Source organism: Bradyrhizobium sp. (assembly GCF_035273305.1).
GTDB lineage: Bacteria > Pseudomonadota > Alphaproteobacteria > Rhizobiales > Xanthobacteraceae > Bradyrhizobium.
Window position 1 is genome coordinate 19,141 of record NZ_DATEPI010000283.1, and the last position, 11,729, is coordinate 30,869.

Sequence of the window (11,729 nt, forward strand, 5' to 3'; positions counted from 1 at the left end):
GTTATTTGCCGGCCTTCGTTTCGAGACGCAGCAGCATCAGCCTGGCCGAGGCCAGCACCAGAAAGGTCAACACGAACAACAACAGGCCGAGGAGGATCAAACCCGACTGATGCAGCCCGTCGCTCTCGGCGAATTCGCTCGCGATCGCCGCCGAGATCGTGGTCCCCGGAGAGAACACCGAGCCGGTGATGCGAAATGAATTCCCGATGATGAAGGTCACCGCCATGGTTTCGCCGAGCGCACGGCCCAGCGCCAACATGATCCCTCCGATCACCCCGACGCGCGTATAGGGAATGACCACACTGCGCACGACTTCCCAGGTGGTGCAGCCGACACCGTAGGCTGCTTCCTTGAGCACCGGCGGCACCGTCTTGAACACGTCGACCGAGATCGCGGTGATGAACGGCAGCACCATGATGGAGAGGATCAGCGCCGCGTTGAACAGGCTCAGATACGACGGCGGCCCTGCAAAAATCGGTCCGAGGACCGGCACACCCTCGAACAGTCCGATCATGAACGGCTGAAGTGTGTTGGCCAGGAACGGGCCGAGCACGAAGAACCCCCACATGCCGTAGATGATCGAGGGAATGCCCGCGAGCAGTTCGATGGCGATGCCAATTGGACGCCGCAGCGATTGCGGACAAAGCTCGGTGAGAAAAATCGCAATGCCAAGTCCCACCGGAATGGCAATCAGCATCGCTATCAACGAGGTCACCAGCGTGCCGTACATCGGACCGAGCGCGCCGAGCACCGGCGGATCGGCCGAAGGCGCCCAGCGCTGTGACCACAGAAACGCGACGCCGTATTGCTGGATAGCCGGCCACGCGCCAACAATCTGTGACAGGATGATGCCGCTGAGAATAAGCAGCACCGAGATCGCGCAGACACGCGTGACCCAGTAAAAAGTGACGTCGCCAAGTTTGAAGGCATGGAGCGCTCTGGCTCGATCGTAAGGTCCAGCGGCTTCCATCAAATCGCTCTGAACGGCCAATTCCGACACGACCAATTCCTATACTGCTTTTGTTGAACCGCGTCGTCCTCGGGAATGCGCGGCCCGCCATTGGCGCGCCGCGTAGCACTTCACCGGTGTCGGGCCTCGTGGCGCCGCTCAGCTCCTGATGTCGGACGACCAGGTCTTCTCGATCAGCTTGATCACGCTGTCGGGCATCGGGATGTAGTCGAGGTCTTCGGCCATCTTGCCGCCCTTGTCGAAGGCGAAGCCAAAGAACTTGACGGCCTCGGCAGACGCCGCTTTGTCGGCCGGCTCCTTGTGCATCAAGACAAAAGTCGACGCCACGATCGGCCACGACTTGTCGCCCGGCTGATCCGTGAGGATCAGGTAATAGCCCGGGGCGTGGGTCCAGTCGGCATTGGAAGCCGCGGCCTTGAAGGCGTCCATGGTCGGCTGCACGGTCTTCCCGGCCTTGTTGACCAACTGGGTATAGGTCAGGCTGTTCTGCTTGGCGTAAGCATATTCGACATAGCCGATCGCGTTCCTGGTCTGGCCGACGTTGGCGGCAACACCTTCGTTGCCTTTTGCGCCGACGCCTGCCGGCCATTCGACGGCGGTGCCCGAGCCAACGCTGGCTTTCCAGTCAGCACTGACCTTCGACAGGTAGTCGGTGAAATTGAAGGTCGTGCCCGATCCGTCGGCACGGTGGATCACAGCGATGGCCGCGGAGGGCAGATTCAGTTTCGGATTGAGCTTCTTGATCGCAGCATCATCCCACTTGGTGATCTTGCCGAGATAGATCTTGGCGAGGGTTTCGCCGTCGAGTGTCATGTCGCCGGCCTTAACGCCTTCGATATTCACCACCGCAACGATTGCGCCCATCACCATCGGCCACTGCGTGAGGCCTTCCTTGTCGAGCTGATCGGGTTTCAGCGGCATATCGGTCGCGCCGAAGGTCACCGTCCTGGCCTGGATCTGTTTGATGCCGGCGCCGGAGCCAATCGACTGGTAGTTCACGCCGTTCCCGGATTGCTTCTTGTAGGCATCCGCCCATTTCGACAGGACGGGATAGATGAAGGTCGAGCCGGCACCGGTTACGTCGGCGGCTCGCGCGGATATCGTCGATGCGGCCACGAGGCCGGCAGCGACAAGCGTCTTCATGAAATTCATTGCGGGTCTCCAATACTCGTGAGCGAAGCGCCGATGCGCCCGATTGCGCCCACGCCGTCCGTTTAAGAGCGGCACGCGCTGTTTTTACGAAGCTTTGGTGACAGTCGGATGACAGTACAAGCAATTGATATTGCTTGAGTTATGCCGCAGGCGGCGGCTCTGCCAATGGAAAACAGGCGGTGAAGGCCGCCCCCTGCTTGGGCACGCTTTCGATCAACAGCCGGCCGCGGTGCCGGTTCACAATATGCTTGACCAGCGACAGCCCGAGCCCGGTGCCGCCCTGTGCGCGACTGTCGCCGACATCCACCCGATAAAACCGTTCCGTGAGCCGCGGCAGATGCTCGGGCGCGATCCCGGGACCGAAATCGCGCACCGTGAGCCGAACTTCCGGCGCGCCGTCCGCTGAAGCTGCCACCGCCAGCGAGACGATCACCTTGCCGCCGGAAGCGCCGTATTTCAGGGCGTTTTCGATCAGGTTCTCAATGAGCCGCAGCAACTCCTCGCGGTCGCCGGCAATCACGACCGGCGCCTGCGGCAGATCGAGATCAATGGTGACCTGACGCTCGCGCGCCAGCGGCTCGAGCCCGTCCGCGACCTGCCGGATGATGGGGAGGATGTCGAGCAGGGTATCCGGCCGGACATGGGCGGAGAGCTCAACCCGCGACAACGACAGCAGGTCATCAATCAGCCGCGCCATCCGTTTCGCCTGGGCTTGCATGATCGCAAGAAAGCGCTCGCGCGCCTGGGCATCCTCCTTGGCCGGTCCCTGCAGGGTATCGATGAACCCGGAAAGCGCCGCCAATGGGGTGCGCAATTCATGGCTGGCGTTGGCGACGAAATCGGCCCTCATTTCCTCGACCCGCCGCAACGGGGTTTGGTCATGAAAAGTCATCAGCATGCACTTCTCGATGCCGCCGAACAGTGTCGGCACCGATACCGGCGTGATGATCAGTTCCATCCAGCGATCGACCGGCACGGGATCGAGATAGGTGGCGCGCCGGGGTTCAGCGGTGGCGATCGCTTCGCGAAGGGCTCCGATGATTTCGGGCGAACGCAGTGCGAACTGCGCCAGCTCGTTCTTGCGTAGCGCCGGCGCGAGCTGGGTTGCCGCGCCATTGAGATGGATGACGCGTCCGGCGCGGTCGAGCAGCACGGCGGCATCCGGCATCCCGGCAATAATGGCGTTCACCGCCTCGCTTTCGGCCGGACTGTTGATCGCGCGCAAATCCTCGTTTGAAGTGGCGGCATTGTGCAGCCGCCACGGAATCAGGGCGGCGCCCGCGATGCAGGCAAATACCGCTGCAGCCAGCGTCGGCGAAAGTTCGCCGGATGTAACGACGACCGCGAGCGCCAGGCCGGCGACGAGCAGGATAATAGCCGAATGCCGCAAGCGGTCGGGCCAGGAGAACAAGGTTGGAGGAGCATCTACGGGCATCGGGCCGGCTTTCTCCCGTGCGTGTCCACGATCAGATGCCGGTTTCGCGACGCTTTCTGACATAGGCAGCCTCGCCCCTCGGCTGCGTATCGAGCCCTGGGGCCGCACCACGCATGCGCTTCATTCGCGTGCCCAATACAAGTTCGCGGAACATGAGCAGGATTACGGACAGCACGAAAGGGGCAATGTAGTAAAGCACGCGAAACAGCAGCATGCCCGCCAGCAGATCCTCGCGGTCCATCTGCCACAATCCCACGAGCATGGCCGCGTCGAACACTCCGAGCCCACCCGGGGAGTGACTGGCGAAACCCAGCAATGTCGCCGAGACAAAGATGACGGCGACTACGACGAACCCGAGGTTGGGCTCATCCGGCACCAGCACGTACATCGCCAGCGCGCAGAAACTGAGATCTACGATTCCGATCGCGATCTGCAGTAGCGTCAGCGGGCCACCCGGCAGCACCACGGTCCAGGGACCGCGACCCACCCCTCGCGGATGTGTCCAGACCCACAGCACGTAACTCAATAACCCCATAATAATGAGGATCGCAGCGACGCGGTTGAACCAGGGCGGGAGCTGATCGATCGCGGCCGCTGCTTCCGGATGATAGGCGATGCCCAGGCCCAGCACCGCGGCATTGCCGAGCCAGAACGTCAGGCCGGCCAGGAAGCAGATCTTGGCGACATCGATCGCGTTCAGCCCCCAAGCGGAATAGATGCGATAGCGCACCGCGCCACCGGTGAACACGCTGGCGCCGACGTTGTGTCCGATGGAATAGCTGGTGAAGGCGGCGAGCGCGTTGATGCGGTAGGGAACGTCGCCGCGGCCGATCGCTCGAAGCGCGAACCAGTCGTAGAATGTCAGCGTGAAATAGCCCGCGGCCACAAATAAAGCTGCCAGCGCGACCTGGCTCGGTTCGGTCTGCTTGATGGCTTCGATCACCTCATCGACGTCGATACCCCGAAGCATGTGGTAAAGCACGTAGCAGGCGGTTGCGATGACCGCGACACTGACGAGGACGCCTAACTTATGCAGGACTTGCTTCTGGCGCAGAAACGAGATCGCTCTGCGTATTACTTCCAGCATTTAGACCTCGAATTGCGATCCCGCGAGACGGCTCCTTGAGAGCGAATTTGCACCGCCAAGCCCGACAACTGCTCCCTGTGCAGGATGTGGTAGCGTGTTTTGAGCCGGAGTGGAATTCGCCTGACGTTAATAAAACGCACGTCTTCAAGATACTTAAGAGACTTTGACCGAGCCTTCGCTACGCTTTGCCGCACCCGCTGCAGCACCCGGTTGCCCGGCAGTTTGGGGCGGCTCGAGGCGTGAAGCTCTAGTGAAATCAGCCGGTCGGTTTCGCTGACAGCCGTTGGAAGTACAACAGATCGAGTTCCGGCGCTTTGCCCACGAGCCCGGTCAGCAAGGCATGCACTTGCCCGCGGTGATGAGTCTGGTGATTGAACCAGTGCGCCAGCGCAAGCGACAGTTGCTGCTCGAACTCCTCAGGGGATGAGACGCGCCGATATTTGATGGTTGCGGCGGCCCTCCTGTCATCCAAGCCTTCCACCCATTGGATGATCCGCCGATCCTCGGCCTCGCGGGCCGCACGCAGCTCCTCCAATGTCTCAAACAGGATCGCATCCAGTCTGTCCGGCGCCTCGCCCTGCCCGGTAAATCGCTTCATCCATATCCTGTCGGTCACCAGCAGATGGTTCAATGTGCCGTGGACCGATTTGAAGAAAGCCCCGCGATCGGCGCGATATTGCTCGTTGCTCAGCCGCGCCGCGGCATCATAGATCCGGCTGTTTGCCCAGGCATTGTAGTGGCTGAACATCCGATAGTGAGCTGCAGAGGCCATGTCTCACGTCCCGCCGTAGCTATAGCAATTCAATTTGCCGGCCTGGCGCGCGAGAGTACCCGCTCGCGCAGCCACGATCCCGCGGCGCAGCCCAGGATATACATTGCAAACATCAGCAGCGCGAGATCGAGCCAGTAGCCCGGCCGGCCCGGAATGAGATGGGCCAGCGCGGCTGCAACCACCGCAACGGCCAACAGCGCGAGCCATTGCGACGTGCGCTTCGATACGCCTCGTCCTCGATGAACTACCGCGATCCAGCCCATCGCGAAGCCCAGCAGCACCGAAAGCAGCAGCCAGCTCCAATTGAATATGACCAGAAATCCCATGCTATCTCACCAGGAACTCGATGCGGCGGTTTTGTGCCTTGCCTTCATCGGTGTCATTTGACGCGACGGGTTGCGAACTGCCATAGCCCAGCGCCGTGAAGCGGCCAGCTGGCAGCCCTGCTTTAACCAGATAGTCCGTCACTGCCTGCGCCCGCTTCTCCGAGAGGGCTTGATTGAATGCATCCTCGCCATCGGCGTCGGTATGCCCCGCAATATCGATGTTGGCGGTGGGACAGCGCATCGCGATTTCGATCAGCCGGTCGAGCAGCCCCGCCGAATCCGGATCGATGCTGGCGCGCCCCGGTTCGAACCGGATTTTTCCCTTGGCGAGCAACTCCGAGAATAGCTGCTGACACACGCCGGGGTCGACGGGGGCAGCAGCGGGCTTCACCGAAAGCTCGGTTTTGATCTGCCAACCCTCCGGAGAATCCTTAGCAAGACCGGCGCGGATCTGCGGCACAGCCGCTTCGTACAATGCGTCGCCCGAGATTCTCACCTCGCGATCGGTCACGACCAGCGTGCCGGTCGAGAGTCGCGACAAGGCACCCAACGCGGGCACTACCGCGTTGAGGAACCTGGAAGGTGCCCCCATACTGGCCTTGAGATTGTCGACGACCTTTTCGCTGAAAAACTTGCGGGCTGCGGCTGCGGCAATCGTGGCATGGACATTATTGTCGGGCACATAGCCGCTCATGGTCAGCGTTACCGTTACAGGATCCTTGTTGGCCTGAAAGATGTAAGGCGGCGCTTTGATATCATTCGCCGCCACCGAAAAACCCTCGGGCAGATTTTTCAGTGCCGCTGCGATCGCTTCGCGCCCACCGAGTTCGCGCGCCATGCCGGAGAGCGTGACGCTGGTATCGGAAAGAATGACTTTGCCATCCTTCAACTTTCCGATCTGCTCAATCAGCAGCAGAGCTGCATTATCAAATCGGGGCGGCGCGCCACGCGACAGTTTCATTTGATCGACAACTTCGACGCCAGCAAGGTTGGCGCGAGCCGTGTCGAGCAGTTTGCTCTTGGTGGCGGGCAGTGGCGAATTGCCGCTCAGGGTGACTTTGGCGACATCCCGCTCCGCCGACCACACGAACGGCTTGGCCTCTGGAACGAGGCGAGTTTCGTCATTGACGAGCCGCACGCCGGATACGGCTTGCACAGCGGCGAGCGCGGTTCGACGGCCATCTTCCGAAAAGGCATTGGCTGCAAAGGTGACGTCGCGGCCAGACACCTCGATGCTCGTCTGATCGAGCAGGTTATCCTTAAGCGCCGAGCTGGAGCGGGCAGCTAGATCGGCTTCGATCGGAGAGGTGCTGAGCCAGGCTGCCAAAGCCCAAATGATGCCCAGTGGAATAACGCCCGGCCACCATTTGCTGCTCCACCTGAAAAGTCCGTGCATTCGATGTCCCACAGGGCCCTGCCGCCCCGTTTCCAAAGCCCGTAACTGTTGCGGCACTCGCGCCACGAGCTTCGGAGAGAGAAAAGCAAAGGAGAGAGAAAACAAACCCTTGGAAGGCTGTCAAACCGGAAATTGGGTCAATTTCGGACCATCGGGCGACGTAGCCACTAATTATTTGTTCAGCGATTTCCCGGTACTTTCGGCGGTTGAATCCGAACCGGCGGGCGATCCGAATGCATCAATTTCGAGACGACCTGATCCACGCCGGCCTGGCAGCGCTCTACTACACCGGCACGCATCATCTGCTGCGACCGATCTTCGAGGGGGTAGGCGCCATTTTCACGATGCACCATGTCCGCCCGGCCAGCGGAGCCGAGTTTCGACCCAATCGGCAGCTTGAGATCACACCTAATTTCCTGCGCTCGATGTTATTGCACCTGCGCTCGCGCGGCATCGACATCATCACTCTGGATGAGCTGCATCAACGACTCCGCGAGGGCGACGTTTCGCGGCGCTTTGCTTGCTTCACCTTCGACGATGGTTACCGCGATAACCGGGATTTCGCGCTCCCGGTAATGCGGGAATTCGACGCACCATTTACCGTGTACGTGACCAGCGACTTCGCTGAAGGTATCGGCAAGCTTTGGTGGATCACGCTGGAGAGAGTGATCGCAAAGGCCAGCGTCCTCGAAGTAGTGGTCGATGGCGCTGCCAAGCGCATCGAAGTTCGCGCGCCGGCAGCCAAGCAGATCGCATTCGAACGGTTGCGCCGCTGGCTTCGTTCTTTACCCGGCGATCAGGATATTAGCCGCGAGATCGCGGCATTGGCCGCGCCACATGGCATCGATGAAACTGCGGTATGCCGCGATCTCTGCATGTCTTGGGATGAGCTTAAATCCTTCGCAGATGATCCGCTGGTCACGATCGGCGCCCACACCATCACGCATTGTAACCTCGGCAAACAAACCGAGGCGAAAGCGACCCGGGAAATCGCGGTCAGCCGTTCACGAATCGAGGAGATACTGAAGCGTCCGGTCGAACATTTTGCCTATCCATACGGCGACAAGACTGCAGCGGCCGCCCGCGAGTTCGCGCTTACTCGCAACGCCGGCTTCAAAACCGCTGTGACGACGCGGCCCGGCATGATTTTCAGCAAATCTGCCGATCACTTGACCGCGCTTCGGCGTGTCTCGCTGAATGGCAACTACCAGTACTCGCGGGTTCTGCCGGTGCTGACCTCTGGCGCAGCGACCGCGATGTGGAACGGCTTCCGACGCGTTGACGCAGCCTAACTCAGCTCCGCTTCCGCTTGCTTGACTCGTTGCGCCCCTGCGCCCAGAAACATGCGCAAACCAAACGGGGGACGCGACATGTTCACGGATCTGTTTTCGCTCAAGGGCCGAATTGCGGTGGTAACGGGTGGGTCGCGCGGCATCGGCAAGATGATCGCCGGCGGCTTCCTCAGCCAGGGGGCATCGAAAGTCTACATCACCGCGCGCAAGGCCGGCCCGTGCGAGGCCACGGCTAAAGAGTTGACAGCTGAGTATGATGGCGAATGCATCGCGCTGCCTATTGATATTTCAGGCATGGCCGGCGTCGAGATGCTGGCTTCCGAGATCAAGAAGCGCGAACCCAAACTGGATATTCTGGTCAACAATGCCGGCGCGGCATGGGGCGCGGATTTCGACGAGTTTCCTGAGAGCGGTTGGGACAAGGTAATGAACCTGAACCTGAAGACGCCGTTCTTTCTCACCAAGGCGCTGGCGGCGCCGCTGCGCGCTGCGGCAAGGGCTGACAGGCCTGCCAAGGTTATCAACATCGCCTCGATCGACGGCGTGTTCGTCAACCCGATGGAGACCTATTCCTATGCCGCCAGCAAATCGGGTTTAATCCACCTGACCCGCCGGATGGCAGCGAAGCTGATCCGTGATCATGTCGTGGTGACGGCGATCGCGCCGGGACCGTTCAAGTCGGACATGAATAAGGCGGCACGCGATCACTCGGACGAGGTGTCGAAGCGCGTGCCTTCGGGCCGTATCGGGACGGACGAGGACATGGCGGGGGCCGCAATCTATCTCGCCTCGCGAGCCGGCGATTACGTGGTCGGCGCCACCATCGCGGTCGATGGCGGCATCGTCTATGCGAATCCCGGCATCAAGGGCGACGGCTGGGATTAGAAGGGGCACGCATCGTCCCTTCGATCGTCGTCGTCATACTCCGCGAAGGGCGGGCATACAGTATTCCGGGGAATATGCTGGGCGTATCAAGCGGGCGAATCTCGCCGATTGTCTCAGCCACTGCATCGCAGTCATAGCCGGGCTTGTCCCGGCCATCCACGTTTCTAATAATTCTGTCTCAAATGATTTTGTCGTACAGATCAACCCACTCGGGATTGTCGGCCAGAATCAGCCTTACTTTCCATTTTCGCGACCAATGCTTGATGTTGTGTTCGCGCTGGATCGCAGCCTGAATGTCCTCGTAGTGTTCGAAATAAACGAGCCGCTTGACCTAATACTTTTTCGTAAATCCTGCGATCTGGCCATTCCGATGTTCGTGAATTCTTCGGACAAGGTCGTTCGTAACACCGACGTACAAGATGCCGTTGGGCGCGCTTGCCAGTATGTAAAGATAGCCACCTGCCATTGTCACAACATGAAGAACGTGGATGGCCGGGACAAGCCCGGCCATGACGATGGACAGCCCGGGACGTTCACGCCTCTTCCCGCCTGTAGTGACGTGCCTCAGGTCTCGATCTTTACGTATTCGAAATCACCAGGCTTGTTGTCGATCCCGACCTTGGGCGGCGAAATCCATGGTGCGTAACCGCCGAGCTCGGTCACCGGCGTCATCAGGGAGGCAATGAAGTCGCCGTCCTCCGTAGACGGCAGCCAGTCGCTCTTGCGCTTGTTCCAGGTCGCATCGTCGATCAACACGCCATCCGGCGTGGCGTGGATATCCCTGAACTCGCCGATCTGGCGATGGAACGCGACATTCGGCAGGCTCAGCTTGAACTCGTATCCGGCGAGGGAAATGATCTTGTTCCAGCGCAACAGCCCTTTGACGCAATCCTGGGTATAATCATCGCGCAGCCGCATGTTCAAAGCAGTCAGCGCCGGCTCGTCGACAAGCTTGATCTGCCCCCCCACCAGCTTCAGCACCGGATAGGTGTCGTTCTGGAGCCGGTGATCGTCCTTGATCTGGGTCTCATGATAGCGACCCTTGACGCCGGCATTGAACGCGTTCGCCGCGTTGGTCGACACTTCGGAGCCAAACAGGTCGAGCGACAGCGTGTAGTGCAGGTTCAATTTTTTCTGGATGGTCGGCAAATCGATAACGCCGAGCGCGCGCACCTTGGCGATGTCGGTTGGATCACTGATCCCGGCGCTCCGCATCGCCTCGCAGGTTCGCTGCACGATCCGGCTGATGCCGGTCTCGCCGACGAACATGTGGTGCGCCTCTTCGGTCAGCATGAAGCGGCAGGTGCGCGACAACGGATCGAAGCCGGATTGCGCGAGGCTGTGCAACTGCATCTTGCCGTCGCGATCGGTGAAATAGGTGAACATGAAGAACGACAGCCAATCCGGCGTGGCCTCATTGAAGGCGCCCAGCATGCGCGGGCTATCGGCATCGCCCGAGCGGCGGCGCAGCAACTCGTCCGCTTCCTCACGGCCGTCGCGGCCGAAATACTTCTGCAACAGATAAACCATCGCCCATAGATGGCGACCCTCCTCGACATTGACCTGAAACAGATTGCGCAGGTCATACAGCGAGGGCGCGGTCTTGCCGAGATGGCGCTGCTGTTCGACCGAGGCCGGTTCGGTGTCGCCCTGGATCACGATGAGCCGACGCAGCATCGCGCGATGTTCGCCCGGTACTTCCTGCCAGGCGGGCTCGCCATAGTGCTGACCGAACGGAATGACGCGGTTCTCTTCCTGGGGCGCAAGCAGGATCCCCCAGCGATAATCGGGCATTCTGACATAATCGAACTTGGCCCATCCGCGCGGATCGACGGAATAGGCGGTGCGCAGATACACCAGCGATTGCTGAAAACCGTCCGGGCCCATGTCGGTCCACCAATTCATGTAGCCTGGATGCCAGCCTTCGAGGGCTTTCAGCACCTGTCGATCCTCGCTAAGATTCACGTTGTTCGGAATCTTGGTTGAGTAATCGACGTTCATGACGTTGACGTTCATGGCGTGCTCCTCGCTCGAACTCTCTTCAGGCCGGATGAGCCGACCCTCACGCGACTAATTTTTTCAAACTCGGGTCATATCGAACTGCGGCTTCTGGCCGGTGCCGTAGCGAAGCAGTGCGCCGTTCTCCCCAACCGCATTGGGGCGCTGGAAGATCCAATTCTGCCACGCCGTCAGGCGTGAAAAGATTTTCGATTCCATCGTTTCCGGACCAACGAAACGCAAATTGGCTTCCATGCCGGTAAGCCCGTCTGGCGAGAAGCTGGTGCGCTCCTCGAGAAACACCCTGATCTCATCATCCCAGTCGATATCGTCGAGCGCAAACGTCACCAGACCGAGCTGTTCGGCCTGCTCCGCATCGAGCGCCTCGCCGATTTTCTCGCGCGCGCGTTCCAGAT

General features: G+C 60.4%; 10 protein-coding genes and 2 pseudogenes. 2 read left to right on the top strand and 10 right to left on the bottom strand.

Going from position 1 to position 11,729, the window contains the following annotated elements; all coding sequences use genetic code 11:
* Window position 1 precedes the first annotated feature (1 nt).
* The 7 genes from pstC to VJV58_RS18745 form a co-directional block, all read right to left on the bottom strand.
* Window positions 2–1,000 carry a phosphate ABC transporter permease subunit PstC gene (gene pstC, locus VJV58_RS18715; protein ID WP_324138856.1) on the bottom strand — a complete coding sequence of 333 codons (999 nt, stop codon included), beginning with the start codon at window positions 998–1,000 and terminating at the stop codon, window positions 2–4.
* A 108-nt stretch (window positions 1,001–1,108) separates the two neighbouring features.
* Window positions 1,109–2,122 carry a phosphate ABC transporter substrate-binding protein PstS gene (pstS, locus tag VJV58_RS18720; protein WP_324138857.1) on the bottom strand — a complete coding sequence of 338 codons (1,014 nt, stop codon included), beginning with the start codon at window positions 2,120–2,122 and terminating at the stop codon, window positions 1,109–1,111.
* 139 nt (window positions 2,123–2,261) lie between these two features.
* A complete protein-coding gene (locus VJV58_RS18725) occupies window positions 2,262–3,557 on the bottom strand; it encodes an ATP-binding protein (RefSeq protein ID WP_324138858.1) in 1,296 nt (431 codons plus the stop codon).
* A 31-nt stretch (window positions 3,558–3,588) separates the two neighbouring features.
* Window positions 3,589–4,644 carry a lysylphosphatidylglycerol synthase domain-containing protein gene (locus VJV58_RS18730; RefSeq protein ID WP_324138859.1) on the bottom strand — a complete coding sequence of 352 codons (1,056 nt, stop codon included), beginning with the start codon at window positions 4,642–4,644 and terminating at the stop codon, window positions 3,589–3,591.
* Window positions 4,645–4,900: 256 nt separating this feature from the next.
* A complete protein-coding gene (locus VJV58_RS18735; protein WP_324138860.1) occupies window positions 4,901–5,416 on the bottom strand; it encodes a DinB family protein in 516 nt (171 codons plus the stop codon).
* Window positions 5,417–5,445: 29 nt separating this feature from the next.
* Window positions 5,446–5,742: a hypothetical protein gene (locus VJV58_RS18740; RefSeq protein WP_324138861.1), complete on the bottom strand. Its 297-nt coding sequence runs from the start codon at window positions 5,740–5,742 to the stop codon at window positions 5,446–5,448.
* Between the two features lies 1 nt (window position 5,743).
* The gene (locus tag VJV58_RS18745) at window positions 5,744–7,138 is read right to left on the bottom strand and encodes an OmpA family protein (RefSeq protein WP_324138862.1); all 1,395 of its coding nucleotides are present in this window, start codon (window positions 7,136–7,138) and stop codon (window positions 5,744–5,746) included.
* Between the two features lie 233 nt (window positions 7,139–7,371).
* Between VJV58_RS18745 and VJV58_RS18750 the strand changes: the two genes are divergently transcribed.
* Window positions 7,372–8,430 carry a polysaccharide deacetylase family protein gene (locus VJV58_RS18750; RefSeq protein ID WP_324138863.1) on the top strand — a complete coding sequence of 353 codons (1,059 nt, stop codon included), beginning with the start codon at window positions 7,372–7,374 and terminating at the stop codon, window positions 8,428–8,430.
* Window positions 8,431–8,508: 78 nt separating this feature from the next.
* Entirely contained in the window at window positions 8,509–9,315 is an 807-nt protein-coding gene (locus VJV58_RS18755) for an SDR family oxidoreductase (RefSeq protein WP_324138864.1), read from the top strand.
* 178 nt (window positions 9,316–9,493) lie between these two features.
* On the opposite strand, the pseudogene VJV58_RS18760 reads toward VJV58_RS18755, so the two are convergent.
* The 3 genes and pseudogenes from VJV58_RS18760 to VJV58_RS18770 form a co-directional block, all read right to left on the bottom strand.
* Window positions 9,494–9,826, bottom strand: a pseudogene (locus tag VJV58_RS18760) (GIY-YIG nuclease family protein).
* 53 nt (window positions 9,827–9,879) lie between these two features.
* Complete coding sequence (gene boxB, locus VJV58_RS18765) at window positions 9,880–11,331, bottom strand: benzoyl-CoA 2,3-epoxidase subunit BoxB (protein WP_324138865.1); 1,452 nt, start codon at window positions 11,329–11,331, stop codon at window positions 9,880–9,882.
* A gap of 63 nt (window positions 11,332–11,394) precedes the next feature.
* Window positions 11,395–11,729, bottom strand: a pseudogene (locus VJV58_RS18770) (benzoyl-CoA-dihydrodiol lyase); the annotation flags it as partial.